We start from the raw sequence: 21,692 nt of genomic DNA, 5'->3' as shown, positions 1-21,692 counted from the left end.
TTTAGATACACTTACTGGACTGTTCTTAATGTACTCTATAAACGCCACAAAGTCAACCTATTTAGTAGCGTTTCTGGTTATTTTTTATCAAATTTATTATGCATCCACCGGGCCCGGGCCTTGCTATGCATCCATACCTGCATGACACAGACGGCGACAGCTGCCGCCAGCAGGCCTAGAAGACCTGCCGACGGGCCGTCGACGACGATGGCATAGAGTAAATAGGCATAGACGACGATCCATAAGAAGACCTTGAGCTTCATGAGCTTGGTCAGCTTATTCACAGGCGCCGCATCCTTCACAATTTTCTTCCGGGTCCCCGAAGAGGCGGGCTTTCTGGCCGCGCATAGCCAGGACGGCCTGAATGTACATGGCACATTCGATGCGCTTCTTCTGGATCTTGCAGCTCAGTTCATACGGCGTCTGGATGTTGCCGCCGTACTTGATGTTATTGGCATGGCAGCCGCCGCTGCAGAAGAACTTGGCCCAGCAGTCGCAGCAGATGGGCTTGTTGAGGACGTGCATGTCGCGGAAGAGCGGCGGCAGTTCCGTATTGGTCACGCCGTCATAGACGTTGCCGATGACATAGTCGTCCTGGCCGACGAACTGATGACAGGGATAGATGTCGCCGTTGGGGACGACGCACATGTATTCATGGCCGGCACCACAGCCGCGCAGGCGCTTGGCGATGCAGGGACCGCGATAGAGGTCCATGATGAAGTGGTAATAAATGAAGGGCCGGCCTTCATCCATGCGTTTCAGGTAGAAATCGGCCAGGCGGTCGTATTCTTCATAAATGCGGGGCAAGTCGTCATCGGTGATGGCATAGGACAAGTCGTCGCCGACGACGGGTTCCATGGACAGGCCTTCAAAGCCGAGGTCAGCCATGTGTTCTACGTCTTTGGTGAAATCGAGATTGTATTTTGTATACGTCCCGCGGACGTAATATTCTTCACCGTTGCGGTGTTTCGCCGCATAGACCTGATTGTCGGCACAGGTCTTGTACGAGCCGTGACCGCCGGCATCGGGACGCATGCGGTCGTGTACTTCCGGACGACCGTCGAGGCTCAGGATGAGGCTGATGTGATTATCCGTCAAATACTTGACCTTGGCCGGGTCGAGGAGCATGCCGTTCGTCGTCAGGGACAGCTTGAATACTTTATCGTGGATCTTTTCCTGTTCCCGGATGTACTCGATGGTCTGCTTGACGACGCCGAAGTTCATCAGCGGTTCGCCGCCGAAGAAGTCGATTTCGCAGTGCTGGCGTTTGCCTTCGGTGCTCTTGATGAGCAGGTCGACAGCGTGTTTGGCTACGTCGAAGCTCATGAGTTCCCGCTTGTGCGTATCGTAATCGCCCTGGGAGGCAAAGCAGTATTGACAGCGCAGGTTGCAATCGTGGGCAATGTTCAGGCAGAGCGATTTGATGACCGGTTCTTCTTCGGCGACGACCTTGAAGTTTTCCGTCATCGGTGCAAAGAGCATTTCCTTTTCGATGAGCTCATCCAGTTCGCCCAGGGTTTCGTCCAAATCCTTTTTATCATACGTCCCGGCAAAGGCCTGATAGACAGCTTCTTTATTGGTACCGTCATAGACGTCGAGGACATCGTAGGTCATCTTGTCGATGACGTTGATGATACCGCTGTTGACGTCGAGGAGCATGTAAGTGCCGTTCTGACAGTATTTATGAATCATTGGTTTAATTTCAGCCATGAATAATGTTTCCTCCATACAAAAAGAAGGGGGTGCCGCGCGAGCGACGCCCCTTTTCCTTCACGTAACTTATTTTGTGCAGATCTGATTGCCAACGGTGCAAGAAGTTTTGCAAGCGGACTGGCAGGACGTCTGACATTCGCTGCAGCCAGCGTGCTGTACCGTCTTCTGGATCGATTCTGTGTTGATCGTAATGATGTGTTTTGCCATGATATTCACCTCGCTATCAATGATTATTCCTTATTTTACCACATTCTCGGTGATTCTACAATATGACAGGATTACAAGAGTTTGAAGCCTTCAAAGAAGAAATTCTTGCCCATGCTGATGACGATGGACCGTTCATCGAATACGTCATTGGTATCGAAGAATACGTCGAAGCCTTTCTTATAAGTGGCATAAATCGAAGTGATGCGACTTAAATAACTGCGGATTTCCTCTGCTGTCACTTCCGGTTCGCCGTCAGAACGCCATTTCTTGTTCTTGAAATTCGCAATCAGCGGCGCGTGAGCGATGACGCGGGAGCGATGCGCCAAAACCCAGTTCCAAACTTCTTCGCCGTACTGCTGCGCTTCCTCTTCATGGCCTTCATCGAGGCCATCGAGAGTGAACAGGACAGGCCGGCCTTCATACATGATTTCATCCATGTAACTGCCTTTGACATATTTTAAATTCACAGAAGCACCCCCTGCAAAATCATGTAAAACATGACGAATATTTATGTCTAACAGTAATCATTGTATCGTGCTTCCGGAAGATTGTCAATAAAAAGAGGCTGTCTCATTGAGACAGCCTCTTTTGGAGTAGTTAGCAGCTAGTGGCTAGTGGTTAGCGGATGGTTAAAAATTTAAAACCATCTTCTACAAACTACAAACTCTATACTACAAACTGATTAGTCCATTTTTACGAAAGCGTCTTTGTCTGCGCCGCAGGTCGGACATACCCAATCTGCCGGGAGATCAGCGAATTTCGTGCCAGCTGCAACGCCGTTGTCTGCGTCGCCTTCAGCTTCATCATAAATATAACCGCAAATGCTGCATTCGTACTTATCCATGTTCTTTTCCTCCTGAATCAACGTATTAACGAATAATTCTTATTAATTATTTTTGACATGTTTATGATATCATATTGGGCAAAAAAAAGCAAGATTATTTTATGACTTATTTTGCCTGTCTGCCCATATTGATATCGATGATGCCCGACGAATACGGTGCTACCTCATACTGGCCAAAGACGAAGTGGATATTGCGGCTCTTGTCGAGATAGAAATTCTTCGGGTCTTCTGTCAGGCCGTTGAAGTACGTCGACAGGACGTGGCCGCTCAGGGTCAGTTTATTGGTGATTTTCTTGAGGGTGAAATACTTTTCATCGCCCGGTTTGACCAAATCCCGCCAGTTGGTGATCCGCTTGCCCGTCACCATATCGAAGACGACGCCGGTCTTCCAGCTCGTCGGATGAGCGGCTCTGTCGAAATAGAGATAGCCTTCATCGAGGAAGGACAAATACTTGCCATCGTTCAAGGTGACGGTGTACGTCTTTTCTTCCGTCAATTTGATGCCCTTATCGCCCTGCTGGTCGAAAAAGGTCTTGGCCTGCTGCTGTTCATCGGTAAAATACTGGGCTATCAATTGGGCCGCTCCGGCGTTGTTGGTCATGGTAATGGCCGGGTACTGGATACTGAGGACGCTGCCATCGCTATGGGTATAGACGGCTTTCGGCGCATCCTGGATAAGGGCTGGCGAAGCAGCCATGGCGACGGCCCCCATGAGCCAGGCGCCACATAAAATGGTAAGGACTTTTTTCTTCATATAATCCCTCCTCTTTCATTTCTTTTTATTATACCATATTTATTGGGTCATTTTCCGCTTTTCATCGGTTCCCAGGCGGAAGAAATAATAAACATTTTCGGCAGCCTGGCGGTTCATGCCCGGCACGGCAGCCAGTTCCTCGATGGACGCCGCTTTCATGTCGCCTAAGGTCTTGAAGGCCGTCCACAAGGCCTTGCGCCGTTTGGGTCCGATGCCTTCGACGTGGTCCAGGATGGACACGAGGCTGCGCTTGCCCCGCAAATGACGGTGATAGGTAATGGCAAAGCGATGAGCTTCGTCACGGATGGCCTGCAACAGCTGCAGTTCCGGCGTGTGGTGACTGAGGATGATAGAATCGCTGCGGCCTTCGACGAAAACTTCTTCGATGCGCTTGGCCAGACTGATGACCGGCGCTTCGCAGCCGGCCTGGCGGATGACGGGCAGGGCCGCATGGAGCTGGCCTTTGCCGCCGTCGATGATGATCAGGTCCGGTACGGGCCAATCCTTTTCACCATAGCGCCGTTCCATGATTTCCGCCATGGACTTGAAGTCATCAGGCTTACCCTGGACGGTCTTCAGCTTAAAGCGGCGATACTCCTTCTTAGCCGGCTGACCATGCTCGAAGACGACCATGGAAGCGACGGTCTCGATGCCCTGGGTATGGGAAATATCGAAGCACTCCATGCGTTCCGGCAGGCAGGGCAGGTTGAGGATCCGCGCCAGGCCTTCGACGGCACCGGTCGTCTTGTCCACGTCGTGCTGCCACTGCAGCCGTTTCTGTTCCAAAAGGCCGGCTGCATTTTCAGCAGCCATGTCCAGGAGTTGTTTCTTCGTCCCCCGCTGCGGGATGACGACAGTGACTTTCTTCCCCTTCTGCTGGCTCAGGCGGCGTTCGCAGCCTTCCCGGTCTTCCAGGCCTGGTACGACGATTTCTGCCGGGATGAAAGTCCTGTCGCCATAATACTGGTCAACGACGGCTTCCATCAGGGACGGCACATCGTCGTCGCTGCCGTTGTCCAGGGAAAACGTTTCCCGTCCCATGAGCTTGCCCATGCGGACCGTATAGATCTGGACGCATGTCTGCCCGGCCTGACGGGCCAGGCCGATGACGTCCATATCGCCGCCGGTCGTATTGACGATGTTCTGCTGTTCCTGGATGACGGCAATGGCCTTGATCTGGTCACGGTACATGGCAGCCTTTTCAAATTCCATGGCCTCCGCAGCCTCTTCCATCTTCTGCTGCAGCGCCTGGGAAACGTCGCTGTCCCGACCTTCGAGGATATCCAGGGCCTGGCGGACCAGGACCCCGTAATCCCCTTTGGTGATATAGTGGACGCAGGGCGCATCGCAGTGATGCAAATGGTACTGCAAACATGGCCGGTCCGTCGGCATGGTCCGGCACGACCGGATGTGGTAGGCCCGCTGCATGAGCTTCAGGACGCGGTGGACGGCTGTCGAATCGGCAAAGGGGCCGAAATAGCGGGCGCCGTCGCGGCTGACGCGGCGGGTCATGAAGATGCGCGGGTAATCTTCCTGGACGGTGACCTTGATATAGGGATAGGTCTTGTCGTCGCGGAGCATGATGTTGTAGTGGGGATGGTATTTCTTGATGAGCGTATTTTCCAGGATGAGGGCTTCCATTTCCGTAGCGACGACTATCGTTTCCAAGTCCACAGCATGGCTGACCATGGCCGCTACTTTCGGCGTCCTGTTGGCATCGTGGCGGACATAGCTGGTCACGCGGTTGCGCAGATTGACGGCTTTGCCGACGTAAATGATTTTCCCCTTCTCATCTTTCCAGAGATAGACGCCGGGCTGGGTCGGCAGGTTGCGGACTTTTTCCCGGACGGCCTCGCTGACGGCCATGGCTTATACCCCCTTCTTGCCGGCCATGAGGGCCTTGGTCCGTTCCAGGACGGGCTTGAGGAACTGACCCGTATAGGATTCCGGTACCTGGCAGATTTCTTCGGGCGTCCCCATGGCGACGACCGTACCGCCGCCGGCGCCGCCTTCGGGACCGAGGTCGATGAGGTAGTCTGCCGTCTTGATGACGTCCAGGTTGTGTTCGATGACGACGACCGTATCGCCGCCGTCGACGAGCATCTGCAAGACGTCCATGAGCTTGTGGATATCCGCCGTATGCAGGCCCGTCGTCGGTTCGTCGAGGATATACAGGGTCCGGCCGGTACTGCGCTTGGACAATTCCGTCGCCAGCTTGACCCGCTGGGCTTCGCCGCCGGACAGGGTCGTCGCCGGCTGGCCCAGGCGGATATAGCCCAGGCCGACTTGCTGCAGCGTCTTCAGCTTATTGACGATGCGCGGTATGTTTTCAAAGAACTGGCAGGCGTCGTCGACGGTCATGTTGAGGACGTCGGAAATATTCTTGCCCTTGTATTTGACTTCCAGCGTTTCCCGGTTATAGCGGGCGCCGTGGCAGACTTCACAGGGGACGTAGACGTCCGGCAGGAAGTTCATTTCGATGCGGATGATGCCGTCGCCTTTGCAGGCTTCGCAGCGGCCGCCTTTGATGTTGAAGCTGAAGCGGCCGGCCTTGTAGCCCCGGACCTTGGCTTCTGCCGTCTGGCTGTAGAGCTGGCGGATGGAGTCGAAGACGCCCGTATACGTCGCCGGATTGGACCGCGGCGTCCGGCCGATAGGCGACTGGTCGATGTTGATGATCTTGTCGATGTATTCAACGCCTTTCAGGGCCTTGAACCTGCCCGGCCGGTGCGGCGTGCCGTAGACGGCTTCGGCCATACCCTTGTAGAGGATTTCATTGACCAGCGTCGACTTGCCCGAGCCGGACACGCCGGTGACGACGGTCAGGGTCCCGATGGGGATGGAGACGTTTATATGTTTTAAATTGTGCTCAGCTGCGCCGATGATTTCCAAAAAGGTGCCATTCCCCTGGCGCCGTTCTTGCGGAACGGGGATATACTTGGTCCCCTTCAGATACTGGCCCGTCAAAGACTGAGGGCAGGCCATGATGTCATCGGCCGTGCCTTGGGCGACGATAGTGCCGCCGTGTTCCCCTGCTTCCGGTCCGATATCGACGATATAATCGGCAGCCCGCATGGTATCTTCGTCGTGTTCGACGACGATGAGTGTATTGCCCAGGTCGCGCAGGCGCTTGAGGGCTTCCAGGAGCTTGTCGTTATCCCGCTGATGCAGGCCGATAGACGGTTCGTCCAGGATGTAGAGGACGCCGACCAGGCCCGAACCGATCTGGGTCGCCAGGCGGATTCGCTGGGCTTCGCCGCCGGACAGGGTGCCCGCCGTCCGCGACAATGTCAGGTAGTCCAGGCCGACGGTCTGCAAGAAGTTCAGGCGGGCCTTGATTTCCTTGAAGATCTGCTTGCCAATGAGCTGCTGTTTTTCCGTCAATTTCAAGTTATCGAAGAAGGGAATCATGTCGCTGACGGGCAAATCCGTCAATTCGGCGATGTTCAGGCCGCCGATCTTGATGGCCAGCGCTTCGTGGCGCAGGCGTGCACCGTGGCACGTCGAGCAGGGCTTGACGGTCATGAATTGTCCGAACTGGTCGCGCATCATATCCGATGAAGCCTCGCGGTAGCGGCGGCGGACCATGGGCAGGACGCCTTCAAAAGTCGTCGAGAACTGCTTTACCTGGCCGCGCAGGTTCTCATATTCAAAGACGCACAGGTCGTCAGAACCGTCCATGAGTTTTTCCTGCAGTTCTTCCGGCAAGTCGTCGTAACAATTATCCAGGGTAAAGCCGTAAGGCCGCAGGAGACCGCCGAGCTGGCGCATGAACCACGAATCGGGGTTGCTGCTGAGAGCCGCTACAGCGCCGTCGGCAAAGGATTTCTTGCGGTCCGGCAAAACGAGGCGGGCATCGACTTCCATGGTACTGCCGATACCGGAGCAGGCCGGGCAGGCCCCGAAGGGACTGTTGAAAGAAAAGAGATGCGGTTCGATTTCCGGCAGGCTGACGTGGCAGTCCGGGCAGGCGAAATGCTGACTGAAAGTCAGGACTTCTTTCGTAGCCATACGGAAAATGTGGACGATGCCATCGGCCAGTTTAGCCGCCGTTTCCAAAGAATCAGTCAGGCGCGTCAAGATACTGTTCTTGATGACCAGGCGGTCGATGATGACGTCGATAGTATGCTTCTTATTCTTATCCAAGGGGATATCATCGGACAAAAGGTAGACTTCGCCGTCGACGCGGACGCGGACATAGCCGTCCTTGACCAATTTGGCCAGGAGTTTCTGATGGGTCCCCTTGCGGCCGTCGACGACAGGGGCCATGACCATGACCTTTTCGCCTTCGCCGAGGGCCATGACAGCATCGGCCATCTGCTCGATAGTCTGCTGGCGGATGGGCTTGCCGCATTTCGGGCAGTAGGCCTCGCCGACGCGGGCATAGAGCAGGCGCAGGTAATCGTAGATTTCCGTAACCGTCCCGACGGTCGACCGGGGATTGCGGCTCGTCGTCTTCTGGTCGATGGAAATAGCCGGCGACAGGCCTTCAATGTAATCGACATCAGGCTTATCCATCTGGCCCAGGAACTGCCGGGCATAGGCCGACAGAGATTCGACATAGCGGCGCTGGCCTTCGGCATAAATCGTATCAAAAGCCAGGGACGACTTGCCCGAACCGGACAGGCCCGTAAAGACGACGAGCTTGTCCCGGGGAATCTTGACATCGATGTTCTTTAAATTGTGCTGACGCGCACCTTTAATGACAATATATTTATCTTCCATGATGCTCCTATACTCAATATTATATAAAACATGTCGGACTCAGCGGGTCGCCCACACGGCGACCCCTACAACGGAAATGTTCAAAAATTTAATCCATCACGGTAAACGATGAACGACCCACGACAAACGATAGGATAAAAGGGATGGCGTATGCCGACAAAAACCTTTGCATGACTATTTTCTTTTCGCATCCGGCCGCTTGATCTTGCGGCGGTAGCGGCGCTTAGGCATGTCTTCGCCCTGCATGTCTTTAGGCAGGGTATCATCGTGGCTCATATCGGCCAGCTGCTGGCGCAATTGGCCCAGGCGGTCGCGCAGTTCGGCGGCTTTTTCAAATTCCAGGTTCTTCGACGCCTCTTTCATCTGCAAAGTCATGGTCTTGATGACTTTGTTCAGGGCCTCGCGGGTCATCTTGCCGCCTTTCCTTCCCTTCTGGCTGCCATAGGCCGCTTCCGTTTCGGCGACTTTCGTCAGTTCGATGAGGTCGACGACGTCTTTTTTGACCGATTTCGGCGTAATGTGATGTTTTTTATTATATGCATCCTGGATTTCCCGGCGCCGCTGCGTTTCTTCCATAGCCTTGGCCATGGAGTCGGTAATCTTGTCGGCATACATGATGACCTGTCCATGGACGTTTCGCGCCGCCCGGCCCATGGTCTGGATAAGCGACGTTTCTGAACGCAGGAAGCCTTCTTTATCGGCATCGAGAATGGCTACCAGCGAGACTTCCGGCATATCCAGGCCTTCGCGCAGGAGGTTGATGCCGACCAGGACGTCGAAGACGCCGGCCCGCAGGTCGCGGATGATGTCGGCCCGTTCGATGGTGGCGATATCCGAATGGAGATAGCGCACGCGGACGCCCATTTCTTTCAGGTAGTCCGTCAAATCTTCGGCCATCTTCTTGGTCAGCGTCGTCACCAGGACGCGTTCGTCCTTTTCCGTACGCTGGCGGATTTCCCCCAACAGGTCATCCATCTGGCCGGCAATGGGACGGACTTCCACGTTCGGGTCCAACAGGCCCGTCGGCCTGATGATCTGCTGGGCCAGATTGGTCTGGACTTCCATTTCATAGGGCCCTGGCGTAGCGCTGACGTAGACGATCTGATTGATGCGTTCGACAAATTCTTCAAATTTCAAAGGCCGGTTGTCCAAGGCCGACGGCAGGCGGAAACCGTATTCGATGAGGTTTTCTTTGCGCGACCGGTCACCGGCATACATGGCCCGCAGCTGCGGCAGGGTGACGTGCGATTCGTCGACGAGGATGAGGAAATCATCGGGGAAATAATCGAGAAGCGTATACGGCGCCTGACCGGGCTTGCGACCGGCCAGATGGCGCGAATAGTTTTCGATGCCTGAGCAATAGCCCATTTCTTCCATCATTTCCATATCGTAGCGCGTGCGCTGTTCCAATCGCTGTGCTTCCAGCAAGTGGCCCCCGTCTTTCAGCACTTTCAGCCGTTCGTCCAATTCCTGGCGGATCGTCCCCAGGGCCCGTTCCATCTTGTCCCTGGTCGTGACATAATGGCTGGCCGGATAGATGGCGACGTGCTTGCGTTCGGCAATGACTTCGCCGGTCAGGACATCGACTTCGGTCAGGCGGTCGATTTCATCGCCGAACATTTCGATGCGGATGACGGAGTTGTCGAAAGCCGCCGGAAAGACTTCGATCGTATCGCCGTGGACGCGAAAGGTCCCGCGTTCGAGGTTCATGTCGTTGCGGCTGTACTGGATATCGACGAGCTTGTGCAGTATTTCTTCCTGCGGCTTTTCCTGCCCCAGTCGCAGGGATACGACGAGTTCACTGTAGTCTTCCGGGTCGCCTAAGCCGTAGATACAGGAAACGGAAGCGACGATGATGACATCGCGCCGTTCAAAGAGGCTCATCGTCGCCGAGTGGCGCAATTTATCGATTTCATCGTTGATGGACGCGTCTTTCTCGATGTACGTATCTGTCGAGGCGATATAGGCTTCGGGCTGATAGAAGTCGTAATAACTGACGAAATAACCGACTTCGTTATCGGGAAAGAATGACTTGAATTCACTGCACAGCTGGGCAGCCAGGGTCTTATTGTGGGCAATGACCAGGGTCGGTTTCTGGACGGCTTCGATGAGCTTGGCCATAGTGAAGGTCTTGCCCGTCCCGGTAGCCCCGACGAGGACCTGGGCCCATTGGCCGGAACGGATGCCGTCTGCCAGAGAGGCGATGGCCTCGGGCTGGTCGCCCATAGGTTCATAAGGGGCGACGACGTGGAAAGGGTGGGACGTATCGTAATCTTTATTGTAATGGGACATATCCATAAGCGTTACCTCTTTTTCGGCCCTTTCTTCCAATTCTTATACAAAGACCAGGGCCAGAGAACCGTAACCAGGACGGTGAAGGCAAAGCCTGCGTCCGACCAGTTGCGGGTGAATAAGATAAAATAGGACCAGGCCAGGGCGGAAAAGCCGACGAGGTACAAGACCCAGGTTCTCCGGTCCAGACCGTGAGCGGGTCCTTTCTTCTTTTTCGGCTGTGCCGTTGCGGCTGTCCCTTCCGGAACGGCTGCAGTATTCCTGGCTTTTTTGCGCCGATTCTTGCGTGACATAATAATCCCCCTTATTTATTGACGATTTTCCCGATATTCTTCAATTCAATGGACAAGGTCCCATCGGGGTTGTTGATGAATTGGATGAAGTCGGTATTTTCGATATATTCCGACGGAAAAGTGATCTCGATGCCCGTATCGGTCTTGATTTTATGGCTGCGGCCGGCCTTCTGGGCATATTCCTTTTCGATGGCTACGGCTTCAGGCAGTTTCGCTTCTTTGACTTGTTCTTCAAATTCCCGCTGCAGGACCGGCGAATCGCCGAAGACGTCGCTGCCCAGGTCCTGCGGCGAGAAGGAATCAGCCGTTTCGGCATTTTCCACCAGATAGGTCTTGGCTTTGGATAAGGCTTCGACCGTGCTGGCGCCGTGTTCTTCCGCTACTTTTTCGGCAATCTTGCTGACGACCTTCACGGCTTCCTTGCTGGAAATGACCGACGTGCACTGCAGGAGCTTGTCCGGCAGGAGGTAGACGTCTTCACCGTCCATTTTCCGCTTCTTGTCGACGAAATGGATAGAAAAATCGTTCAGGCGGATGAGGGCATAGGCCTCGGCTTTCTGCGCCGTCCCGGGCAGGATGGCGTAATGTTTGATGAGCTTGTTGTAGACCGTCCCTTCGTCGTCGAGGATCTGATGGGTATAGGCCGTCTTGTTGTCCAGCATGAGGATGCCCAGGTTGCGGACATCGTCGTCATCCTGGAAGTCGATGACCAGGAGGTCTGTCGATTCCGGTTCATCACAATGGGACACGAGCTGGTAGAGCTCGCGGGCGATCTGGGACGCCAAATCGTCGAAAGTCAGGGTCCCGTCGACGAGGGCCTGCAATTTCATCTGAAAGGCGCTGGTCGCATAGAAGACGCCCGTCTTCTGGGCGGCATCGCCGATGATGCGGTTCAGCCGCTTGCTGACGTATTCGTAGACGACATCGCTGCTGAAATCGAGGTCCTTCTGGGATACAATGCAGACGTTGGTATTGAAATCAAAAATATGGAGTACAGCTGTATTGATCATCATAATGGGCATTCATCCTTTACGCTTGTTTTCGTAATTCAAAGACACTGGCTTCTCGTGAACAGAGGACGCGGAAAGGCAGCCAGTGGCCCGTACCGCGGTTGACATAGCCCTTGCACTCGCCTTTCTGGAACAGGCCGCGGAGGTATTTGAAGCCCAAGGCCGAAACCAGCGGCGCAATGGGCGCGAACTGGGCGCCGTGCGTATGGCCGCATAAGGTCAAGGGGATGTGATGGGCAAAGCCTTCGTCGATAAAGGCCGAATGATGGGCCAGCAGAACGACAAAAGCGTCTTCCGGCACTTTAGCCAGGGTTTCCCGGACGTACTGTTCCCGTTCTTTGGCAAAGGCCTCGTCGCCTTTGGCAAAACTATAATCAGCAGCCGCAATATAAAAAGACCGGCCGTCGCGGCCATTACGCCCTTTCAAGCCCTGACCGCAGCCACGGCTGGCCTGGAAGGTGGAATTGCGCAGTACCCGGACCGGCGTGTCATCGAGCATGGCTGTAATCGCATCGAAACTGCGGTAATACTCGTGATTGCCATAGCAGAAGTCGATGCCGTCAGGGAAGCGGCTGGCATTGGCTTTGAGGATGGCCTGGGCCTTGGGCAGCAGGGCCAGTTCATCGATGAGGTCGCCTGTGATTTCCAGGCGGTTCACGCCCTGTGCCGCTACGGCATCGAGGGCTTCCTGCAATCGCCGGGGACTGAAAAAGAGCCCCATGTGCAGGTCAGAGAGCTGGCCGATTTTATAGCCGTCGAGATAATCGGGCAGGTTCTTGTATTTCAAGACATGGTAGGTCGTATCCAAATCGCGTTCGCCCAAGAGATTGCCCGCTCCGCTGGTGGCGAAAGCCGCCACGGGGATCAGCGCCGCCAGGCCTTTGAGGAAAGACCGGCGCGTCACGCCCAACGAGCGCCGTTGACGCCGACGCCCTCTCCGGCGGCGCCGGGGCCGGCAGAAAAAGCGGGCTATGGCGACGACGACCAGGCAGGGAAAGGCCAAGAGACAGGCCAGCAGCCAGATCAGGCCGGCCATGGCCTTGCCGTCATAGAGACCTTCCCAGCCCGACGCGATGAGGCCGGGAAAGAGGTCTTCATAATGGTAGAGACCGGCTGCCGATAAGACGGCCAGCAGCAACGTCCCCAGGAGCAGCAGCCAGCGATGACCCGTGCGGACGACATAATCCCATAACAGCGCCGCGACGACGCAGATACAGGATGTAATGACCATGAAGTTAATAAAGAAAAGACCTTTCATCAATTATACCATGGCAGTGATCTTGCCGTGCGGTCCGGCCCAGGGCAAGGACGCGTAGTCCTTGCAGTCGATCCACTGCCAATCCTCCTCTTCTCCGATTTTCCCCTGGGTGATGCAGCCTTCATAGACCGTCATCTGCCAGGTCTTATGCGAAAAGATGCTCTTCAGGGAGCCTACAGGCTGGTCATCGGCAGCCAGGGTCAGTCCTTTTTGCGCCAAGAGCTGACGGACTGCAGCGATGCCCTCTTTCCCCTTCCCCAGGGCATTGGGAAATTCCCACATCGACGCCAAGAGGCCCTTGGGCGGACGGCGGTGGACGAGCCACTGGTCCCCATGGCGGACGACAACGACGGTAATTTCTTCGACAGGCGATTTCTTCTTGACCAGGCGGATGGGCAGCTCACATTCTTTCCCAGCCCGGTGAGCCAGGCAGAGCTCTTGTAAAGGACAGTCGGGACAGCGGGGATGCTTAGGGATGCAGATCATAGCCCCTAAGTCCATGAGAGCTTCGTTAAAGGCTCCAGGCGCTTCGTCCGGAAGTTGCTCTGCGACGAGGGCTGTGACTTTCTTCTTGACCAGCGTCGACAAGATATTCTCTTCAATATCGTAAAGGCGGGCAAAGATGCGCAGGACGTTGCCGTCGACAGCGGCTTCCTTCTGACCGTAAGCCAGGCTTAAAATGGCGCCGGCTGTGTAATCGCCAACGCCTTTCAGGGACTGTACGTCTTTTTTATTTTCCGGCACATGGCCGCCGTATTTGACCTGTACTTCCTGGACCGCTTCATGGAGGTTGCGGGCCCGCGAGTAATACCCCAAGCCCTGCCACTGCCGCAGGACTTCATCTTGAGAAGCCGCCGCCAAGGCGGAGAGGGTCGGAAAATGGTCCATCCAGCTGTCATAATAGGGGCGGACTGTTTCGACTTTCGTCTGCTGCAGCATGATTTCCGAGACCCAGACCTTATACGGATCCCGCGGCGTTTCATCGCGCCATGGCAGGTCCCGGCCATGGGCGGCAAACCAGTCGATGAGCAGCGGGCTCCAATGTTCTTTCTTTATATCCATATAAATAAGCCTCTTTCTTTCTACACTATTAACTACTAGTATAGAAATCCAGAGGCTTTTTGTCAAACACGTGTTCTCTAAGTTTCATCACGTTTCAGAATGGGCACCGCCGCGGAGACGCAGTTCCTCTTTCTTAGGCTGAACAGCTTGGCGTCCTTTCTGATACTTTTCATCACTATGGTGCGGCGGAGACTCGTGACTTTAGTCATGAGTCTCCGCCGCACCTCCTCTTCTTTCAATAATAAATAATAGACTTTTAGCAAAAAAATTATGATATAATAATTTTGATGAAGTAGTATAGATTTTAGAAAGGCAGGTGAAAAAATGTCTAACCTAACTAAAACGATAAAACTTCGTATACACGTTACTCCCGAACAAGAGACTCTGTTCCGTCAGATGACTGAACAATACCGTCAGGCTTGTAACTTCGTGTCGCAGTACATCTTTGACCACCGATTTAACATGGCCTACCAAAGTCTCAACAGAGAGCTGTACAGTGACCTGCGCAGCCAGTTCGATCTGAAATCGCAGCTGGCCCAGTCTTCTATCAAGACGACGATTGCCAAATATAAAACGGTAAAACAACAGCTCTTCCAAAATCCCTACAGATATAAGGATGAGAATGGCAACTGGCAACGCATCGCCAAGACATGGGAATGGCTTTGGAAGCCTGTGTTCTTTAGCCGCCCACAAGCGGACTTGGTTCGCAATCGTGATTATAGCTTCGTTGATAGCGGACAGGTTCTGTCTATCAATACACTCGGAAAAAGAACCAAATGCACTTTTGAGGGCGAACATTTCGCTGAATACCTTGATGGCGCTTATGACCTTGGAACAGCAAAACTGGTCGAACTCAAAGGGTTATGGTATCTCCATATTCCCGTAACCAAAGCTGTCGAAGATTTTCAGAAAGAAAACGTCCGTCACGTTGTCGGTATTGACCGTGGATTACGTTTTTTGACCGTTAGCTATGACGAGCAGGGAAAAACTGAATTCGTCTCTGGTAAGAAGATTGTCACTAAGCGTCATAAGTTCCAGGAAGTCCGCCGCCAGCTCCAGTCTAAGGGTACAAAATCAGCAAAGCGTAGACTTAAAGCCATTTCAGGACGAGAGAACCGTTGGATGTCTGATGTAAACCATCGGATTTCTAAGACACTCGTTGAAAAATACGGCAAAGATACGCTGTTTGTGCTTGAAGATCTGACCGGTGTTAGCTTCGAAGAGTCCCATCTTTCAAAAACTGCTAAACAAAATTACGACCTGTGCAGCTGGGCGTTCTATCAGTTGGAGCAATTCCTGACCTATAAGGCTCATGAAAATCGTTCCGAAGTTCTGAAGGTATCTGCTAAGTATACCTCTCAACGTTGTCCCAAATGCGGTACTATCCACAAAGAAAGCCGTGACCATCACAAACACTTATATCGTTGCCAGTGTGGTTACAGATCTAACGATGACCGTATCGGAGCTATGAATATCCAACTCCTCGGAACTATGTGGATTTCTGGAGATAACCATCCTCGTTATGAAAGAATAACAACTGCTTCGGAGTAAACTCCTTAGCAAAGCGGGTGTTGTCAGCCACCCGATGATGTAGGCGGATTTAGGAAGACATCTTTTAGATGTCGTTAGTACCTATGTAGTTCCGACTTACAAGCTCCCGACTTTAGTCGGGAGTAGTTGACACTGCTGCAGCATTTTCCATTCGCGGAAATTTTCTGCCATAATCTTTTCCATTCGCCATACATACATGTGAAGGCCCCCTCTCAAGATCGGATAATACCAAAAACAGAAAAGACAACGACATCAATCATGACATCGTTGTCTTTTCTTTGATTCTATTATATCGCTATTTCATCCCTTGTCAAGGGACTAATGTATTGCAACAAGCAACAAAACGGTGTTCCACGTGGTCGCCCCTACGAGCCATGAACTGCGAATCACGAACTACGGGCCACTATATCCGATGAAGGTGTTTCAGGGATAAGTCCAGGATAGGCGCGGAATGGGTCAAGGCACCGCTAGAGATGTAATCGACGCCAATATCGGACAAGGCGGCAATATTTTCTTTGGTCACGTTGCCGGAACATTCCGTTTCAGCCCGGCCGTCGATGAGGGCTATCGCTTCTCGCATCATATCGTGGCTCATATTATCCAGCATGATGATGTCGGCGCCGGCTTCGACGGCTTCGCGGACCATGTCCAGCGTTTCCGTTTCGACTTCGATTTTACGGACAAAAGGCGCATAAGCTTTGGCCAGGGCAATGGCTTTGGCTACGCCGCCGGCGGCACTGATATGATTGTCCTTGAGGAGGACGCCGTCAGACAGATTGTAACGGTGATTCTTGCCGCCGCCGACAGTGACGGCATATTTTTCAAAGACCCGCATGTTCGGCGTCGTCTTGCGCGTATCGACCAGGGTGATTCCCGTACCGGCCAGCAGGGATACGACCTGATGGGTATAGGTCGCGATGCCGCTCATGCGCTGCAAATAGTTGAGGCCTACCCGTTCGGCCGACAGGATGGCCCGAATGCTGCCGACGACTTTGGCCAGCTTCTGTCCCTTGTGGACTTCGTCGCCGTCTTTGACAAAAAAATCAAACCAGACTTTGTCATCCAACAGGGTAAAGGCCCGGGCAAAGACGTCGAGGCCGGCGATGATGCCATCCTGTTTACATAGGAGTTCCGCTTCGCCCTGACAGTCTTCCGGCAAAATGGCATTGGTCGTCACATCTTCACCGGTGATGTCTTCCTGAAGGGCCTGCAGGATCAAGGGATCAGCCTGCAATTTCATGGTTACGCTGTTCATCACATTCACGCTCCCTTTCCATTTCACCCAAAACATGACGGCGGTATTCATCGGCCAGCGTAGCTTCATGGCTGCGCAGGAAGGCTTCTGACGGCGCACAGACTTTGGCGAAATCAGCTTCACTGACAATCTGCTTCGGCTGCTTATCACCTTCGACGATATGCTGGGCTGCGCGCTTGCCAAAGACCAGGCTTTCCAGGAGAGAATTGCTGGCCAGGCGGTTGCGGCCGTGGACGCCGTTGCAGCTCGTTTCGCCGACGGCATAGAGGTGGTCCATCGTCGTCTGGCTGTACTTGTCGACGTGGATGCCGCCCATGAAGTAGTGCTGGGCCGGCGTGACCGGGACCCAGTCTTTCGTCGCATCGATGCCGTCTTCCAGGCAACGTTCATAGATATGTGGGAAATGATGCTTAATGACGTCTTCGCCGAGAACGGTCATATCGAGCCAGACAAAAGGACGGTCATCTTTCTTCATCTGTTTGCGGATTTCTGCCGTCATCAAATCGCGGGGCAGGACTTCATTGGCAAAACGCTGGCCATCCTTGCCGCGCAGTTTAGCCCCTTCGCCGCGGACCGATTCGGAAATGAGGAAGCTCCGGCCGGGCTTCTTAGAATAAAGCGACGTCGGATGGATCTGGACGTAGTCGATGTGTTCCAGTTCGACGCCGTGGCGCATGGCGATAGCCAGGGCATCGCCCGTGAGATGGGGGAAATTCGTCGAATGGTCGTACAAGCCGCCGACACCGCCGCTGGCCAGGATCGTTTCATCGGCCTGGATGGCCCGGTACTGGCCCTGGCTGTCGCGGGCGATGATGCCCAGGCAGCGGTTCCCATCGGTGACGATGTCGACCATGGTCGTGAAATCGCGAATGGTCACATTGGGCAATTGACGGACAGCGGCTAAGAGATGGCTGGTGATTTCCTTGCCCGTAATATCTTCATGGAACAAGATGCGGGCCCGCGAATGGCAGCCTTCCCGCGTGTAGTCGAGCGAACCGTCGGCCTTGCGGGCAAAATCGACGCCGTAGCCGATGAGTTCGTCGATGACCGGCCGCGACGAGCGAATCATGATATCCACCGATTCGCGGCGGTTTTCATAATGACCGGCTTTGAGCGTATCTTCCATGAAGCTGTCGTAGTCGTCCTTATCGTGAAGGACGCAGATGCCCCCTTGGGCTAAAAAAGAATCGCTATTTTCTACTTCATCTTTGGTGATCATGAGGATTTGTTTATCCTGCGGCAGGTGCAGGGCGGCAAAGAGGCCGCTGGCACCGGTACCGACGATGACAATATCTGTTTTTTCTGTTTCCATGACATATACCTTCTTCTATTTGGCTAATTCCAGCATCCGTTCCAATGAACGGACAGCTTTTCCGGCGACATCCGGGTCGACGCGGACTTCATTCGTTTCATCGCGCAGGCAATCGCGGACTTTTTCTAGCGTTACTTTTTTCATATTGATGCAATACGCATCTTCCATGGCCGGATAAAAAGTCTTATCGGGATTGCGCGTCTCTAATTCATAAAAGACGCCGCCTTCCGTGCCGATGATAAATTCCTTGGCGTCGGACTTCCCGGCATAATCGATGATTCCCGACGTACTGCCGACATAATCGGCCAAGGCCAGGACTTCCTGACGACATTCCGGATGGGCCAGGAACAGGGCCTGGGGATGAGCAGCCTGGACCTTCTTCACATAAGCCGGATCGACCGTATCGTGGCGCGGGCAGAAACCGTTGTTGAGGATAAAATGCTTATCCGGGACCTGTGTCGAAACGTAGTGACCCAGATTCTTGTCGGGCGTAAAGAAAATATACTTGTTCGGCAGTTTCCTGACGATCTTGACGGCATTAGACGACGTGACGCAGACATCGGATACGGCCTTGACAGCTGCCGTAGAGTTGACGTAGCAGACGACGGCCAGGTCATCATACTGGGAACGGACCTTTTCAATCGTCTCCACATCGGCCATATGGGCCATGGGGCAGCTGGCCGTCGCATCCGGCATGAGGACTTTCTTCTCAGGGTTCAGCATCTTGGCACTTTCGCCCATGAAATCGACACCGGCAAAGACAATGATCTTGGCATCCGTTTCAATCGCCTTCTTGGCCAGACCAAAAGAATCGCCGACAAAATCGGCATATTCCTGCACTTCATCAGGAACATAATAATGAGCAAGGATAATCGCCTGCTTCTCTTTCTTCAGCGCTGCAATCTCATCTTCGATATACACAAAACTTCATCCTTTCAGGGAAAAGGTTGCCCCACAAAGACGACTCTTCATGTGACAACCTCTCTTGTTCAAAGTACACAGCGGCTCATCATCCACGACGGGACAAACCGTTTTTTTTGTTTACCCTATTATACCGTATCGGTAAAGATTTGACAATACTACTGTCAAGACAGTGTGAGATGTAAAAAAGAGGCAGTGCATTAAGACAGCCTCTTTTAAGTATTCAGTTTGCAACTTATAGTTTTTATATTCCCTATTTATGGTCGTAGTATTTTGGGTCACTGAAATATTCCTTTGTCTTAGCCCGTACCTGCGGAAAGAGAATGAGCAGGGCAATCATGTTAGGGATGACGACCAAACCCATCGCTACGTCCTGGATACCCCAGACGAGGTTGATTTTGCCTAAGGAGCCGATGAGGCACAAGAAGGGGAAAATGTATTTTACGACATTCGTGACTTTATTGCCGAAGGCATACGTAAAGCTCTTGGCGGCGTTCCACCACTGGCCCATCAAGGTCGTAAAGCAGAAGATGAGCAGGGCCAGTGTACCGGCGTGTTTCAACGGTTCCCAGACGGTGCCGAAAGCGTTGAGTGCCAATACCGTTGCCGAATGGCCGGAGTGCTGCATATCGGTGACGCCGACTACGAAAGCCGTAATGCTGCAGATGACGATGGTGTCAAGAAAGACTTCGGCAACCCCCGTAATCCCTTCATCGACGGGATGGGGTACAAGCGAACAACCATGAGCAAAGGGAGCGGTCCCTTCCCCAGCTTCATTGGAATACATGCCGCGGGCAATCCCGTACTGCATGGCTTTCGCAATGACATAGCCGCCAGTACCGCCAGCTACGGAATCAAAAGACCAGGCCTGGGTAAAGATTTCTACAAATACATGCGGCAGCTGCTGAATATTCAAGAGGACGACCAGCACACCGATGACGATATAAAAGACGGACATAGCCGGAACGAGGTTCATGGCCAGATTAGCCAGACGTTTCAAGCCGCCCAGAGTGATGCATAAAAGCAGGATGATGAGGACGACACCGGTCATGTACGTCGGGACGCCGTAATTCGAATAAAGGATGCCTGAAATTGTATTGGACTGTACCAAGTTAGCCCCCATCATTTTCGTACACATCAGCACGGCAATGACGACGCCGAGCCAGGGCATTTTAAGGCCATCGCGGATATAGTACATAGGACCGCTGAGAAGGTTACCGTTTTCATCTTTGCCGCGATACATCTGGGACAAGACGATTTCACCATATTTCAAGGCCATGCCGAAAAAGGCAGCTACCCACATCCAAAAGACGGCGCCCATGCCACCAGACAAAATAGCCGTAGCGACCCCGACGACGTTACCGCCGCCGACGTTACCAGCCAGCGTGACCATCATCGCTTTGAAAGTGGAAATAGATCCATTCCCTTTGTCTTCGTGACGGGACTTATAAGAATCGATGAGGGTCCGGCGGATAATGAAACCAAAATGGCGGACCTGGATAAATCCGTTGGAAACAGTATATAAAATCCCTAAGGCCAGCAAAACGAAAACCAGCCATCTTCCCCATAGCCAGGAGTCAATCAATTGTACAATCGCCTCTAAATTTTCCATGTCATACTCCTTCCAAGACGCGCTTTACCATATCCGGGAAATTGCCAATGACGCAATCGACGCCATAATCGCGCAGCTGTCTTACACTTTCTTCATTATTGACCGTAAACGTATTGATTTCAATATGATGTGCCTTGACTTCCGCTACGGTTTCTGCTGTCAAGCTGCCATAATACGGATGATAACACTGAACGCCGACACCTTCTGTATAGGCCCCAGGATTGATGAGCCACGTTTCCGTCAACAAGCCATATTTTAAATCAGGTGCCAAGGCTTTCATACGCAGAACACTTTCATGATTGAAACTCGAAATGATGACTTTATCTTCTAAATGATAGCGCTGCAACACAGGCCATACTTTAGCTTCAATCCCTGGATAAGGATAGACACCCGTCTTCAATTCAATGTTCGTCACCAAGGGCGTCCCAGCTACCCATCGGCAATATTCGTCAAAAGTCGGAATAGTCTGAAAGCCTACTTCTTCTGAATAGATATACGAAGCATCGAGTTTCTGCAATTCTTCCAGCGTATAATCGCGAACATTGCCCGTGCCATTCGTCGTCCTGTCGACCCGTTCATCATGGATGACCACGAGCTCACCATCTTTCGTCAGCTGTACATCCATTTCAATTCCATCGGCACCACATTCTAATGCCTTGCGGAAAGCGAGCATCGTATTTTCCGGATATTTGCCGCTAAATCCGCGATGTGCAAAATTCTTCATGAAAAAACCTCCTAGTAATGATTCTGTGTCCATTATAGAGTATATCTGCTTGACGAATCAAGAAAATATTTTCATGATATAATTTACATCATTTTACAAATCATAATATTTCTATCATTTTTTATAATAAATAAAAACAGGTCCTTGCAAGATAATAAA

The 21,692-nt window shown here is 53.0% G+C and carries 19 protein-coding genes; 1 reads left to right on the top strand and 18 read right to left on the bottom strand.

What is annotated here, in order from left to right:
* Positions 1-77: 77 nt before the first annotated feature.
* The 13 genes from ACFWUB_RS09670 to mutY form a co-directional block, all read right to left on the bottom strand.
* Entirely contained in the window at positions 78-284 is a 207-nt protein-coding gene (locus ACFWUB_RS09670; RefSeq protein ID WP_020310471.1) for a hypothetical protein, read from the bottom strand.
* Positions 277-1,710 (bottom strand): thioether cross-link-forming SCIFF peptide maturase, encoded by a 1,434-nt coding sequence (gene scfB / locus ACFWUB_RS09665; RefSeq protein WP_416184401.1) that lies wholly within the window; start codon positions 1,708-1,710, stop codon positions 277-279. The genes ACFWUB_RS09670 and scfB overlap by 8 nt, the downstream gene beginning before the upstream one ends.
* 69 nt (positions 1,711-1,779) lie before the next feature.
* Positions 1,780-1,920, bottom strand: a complete 141-nt coding sequence (scfA, locus tag ACFWUB_RS09660; protein ID WP_186503878.1) for a six-cysteine ranthipeptide SCIFF — start codon at positions 1,918-1,920, stop codon at positions 1,780-1,782.
* A 71-nt stretch (positions 1,921-1,991) separates the two neighbouring features.
* Positions 1,992-2,387, bottom strand: a complete 396-nt coding sequence (locus ACFWUB_RS09655; protein ID WP_014017077.1) for a hypothetical protein — start codon at positions 2,385-2,387, stop codon at positions 1,992-1,994.
* Positions 2,388-2,602: 215 nt separating this feature from the next.
* Positions 2,603-2,764: a rubredoxin gene (locus tag ACFWUB_RS09650; RefSeq protein WP_014017078.1), complete on the bottom strand. Its 162-nt coding sequence runs from the start codon at positions 2,762-2,764 to the stop codon at positions 2,603-2,605.
* 106 nt (positions 2,765-2,870) lie between these two features.
* A complete protein-coding gene (locus ACFWUB_RS09645; RefSeq protein ID WP_416183864.1) occupies positions 2,871-3,518 on the bottom strand; it encodes an RsiV family protein in 648 nt (215 codons plus the stop codon).
* A gap of 39 nt (positions 3,519-3,557) precedes the next feature.
* Positions 3,558-5,384 carry an excinuclease ABC subunit UvrC gene (uvrC, locus tag ACFWUB_RS09640; RefSeq protein ID WP_416183863.1) on the bottom strand — a complete coding sequence of 609 codons (1,827 nt, stop codon included), beginning with the start codon at positions 5,382-5,384 and terminating at the stop codon, positions 3,558-3,560.
* Positions 5,385-5,387: 3 nt separating this feature from the next.
* Positions 5,388-8,243 (bottom strand): excinuclease ABC subunit UvrA, encoded by a 2,856-nt coding sequence (gene uvrA / locus ACFWUB_RS09635; RefSeq protein ID WP_302680747.1) that lies wholly within the window; start codon positions 8,241-8,243, stop codon positions 5,388-5,390.
* Between the two features lie 174 nt (positions 8,244-8,417).
* Complete coding sequence (gene uvrB / locus ACFWUB_RS09630; RefSeq protein WP_416184400.1) at positions 8,418-10,535, bottom strand: excinuclease ABC subunit UvrB; 2,118 nt, start codon at positions 10,533-10,535, stop codon at positions 8,418-8,420.
* A gap of 11 nt (positions 10,536-10,546) precedes the next feature.
* Positions 10,547-10,828 carry a hypothetical protein gene (locus ACFWUB_RS09625; RefSeq protein ID WP_020310478.1) on the bottom strand — a complete coding sequence of 94 codons (282 nt, stop codon included), beginning with the start codon at positions 10,826-10,828 and terminating at the stop codon, positions 10,547-10,549.
* A gap of 11 nt (positions 10,829-10,839) precedes the next feature.
* Positions 10,840-11,841, bottom strand: coding sequence for a nucleoid-associated protein (locus ACFWUB_RS09620; RefSeq protein ID WP_020310479.1), 1,002 nt, complete (start codon positions 11,839-11,841; stop codon positions 10,840-10,842).
* A gap of 16 nt (positions 11,842-11,857) precedes the next feature.
* Positions 11,858-13,069, bottom strand: a complete 1,212-nt coding sequence (locus ACFWUB_RS09615; RefSeq protein ID WP_416183862.1) for a metallophosphoesterase — start codon at positions 13,067-13,069, stop codon at positions 11,858-11,860.
* 30 nt (positions 13,070-13,099) lie between these two features.
* Positions 13,100-14,158, bottom strand: coding sequence for an A/G-specific adenine glycosylase (mutY, locus tag ACFWUB_RS09610; RefSeq protein WP_416183861.1), 1,059 nt, complete (start codon positions 14,156-14,158; stop codon positions 13,100-13,102).
* 396 nt (positions 14,159-14,554) lie between these two features.
* On the opposite strand from mutY, the gene ACFWUB_RS09605 reads away from it, so the two are divergent.
* Complete coding sequence (locus ACFWUB_RS09605) at positions 14,555-15,709, top strand: RNA-guided endonuclease TnpB family protein (RefSeq protein WP_416183860.1); 1,155 nt, start codon at positions 14,555-14,557, stop codon at positions 15,707-15,709.
* A 403-nt stretch (positions 15,710-16,112) separates the two neighbouring features.
* On the opposite strand, the gene nadC is transcribed toward ACFWUB_RS09605, so the two are convergent.
* The 5 genes from nadC to ACFWUB_RS09580 all read right to left on the bottom strand — a co-directional run bounded on the left by nadC (position 16,113) and on the right by ACFWUB_RS09580 (position 21,533).
* Complete coding sequence (gene nadC / locus ACFWUB_RS09600) at positions 16,113-16,964, bottom strand: carboxylating nicotinate-nucleotide diphosphorylase (protein ID WP_022497878.1); 852 nt, start codon at positions 16,962-16,964, stop codon at positions 16,113-16,115.
* Positions 16,933-18,276 (bottom strand): L-aspartate oxidase, encoded by a 1,344-nt coding sequence (locus ACFWUB_RS09595; protein WP_416183859.1) that lies wholly within the window; start codon positions 18,274-18,276, stop codon positions 16,933-16,935. Before ACFWUB_RS09595 ends, nadC begins: the two co-directional genes overlap by 32 nt.
* A gap of 15 nt (positions 18,277-18,291) precedes the next feature.
* Positions 18,292-19,197, bottom strand: coding sequence for a quinolinate synthase NadA (gene nadA, locus ACFWUB_RS09590; protein WP_416183858.1), 906 nt, complete (start codon positions 19,195-19,197; stop codon positions 18,292-18,294).
* A 253-nt stretch (positions 19,198-19,450) separates the two neighbouring features.
* Positions 19,451-20,740 (bottom strand): alanine/glycine:cation symporter family protein, encoded by a 1,290-nt coding sequence (locus ACFWUB_RS09585; RefSeq protein ID WP_416183857.1) that lies wholly within the window; start codon positions 20,738-20,740, stop codon positions 19,451-19,453.
* A gap of 70 nt (positions 20,741-20,810) precedes the next feature.
* Positions 20,811-21,533 carry a glycerophosphodiester phosphodiesterase gene (locus tag ACFWUB_RS09580; RefSeq protein ID WP_072981727.1) on the bottom strand — a complete coding sequence of 241 codons (723 nt, stop codon included), beginning with the start codon at positions 21,531-21,533 and terminating at the stop codon, positions 20,811-20,813.
* Between the last annotated feature and the right edge of the window lie 159 nt (positions 21,534-21,692).

This window comes from Megasphaera sp. (assembly GCF_047831605.1).
GTDB lineage: Bacteria > Bacillota > Negativicutes > Veillonellales > Megasphaeraceae > Megasphaera > Megasphaera intestinihominis.
The sequence above is the reverse complement of the archived record's forward strand: the minus strand, read 5'-3'. Positions and strand labels throughout refer to the sequence as shown.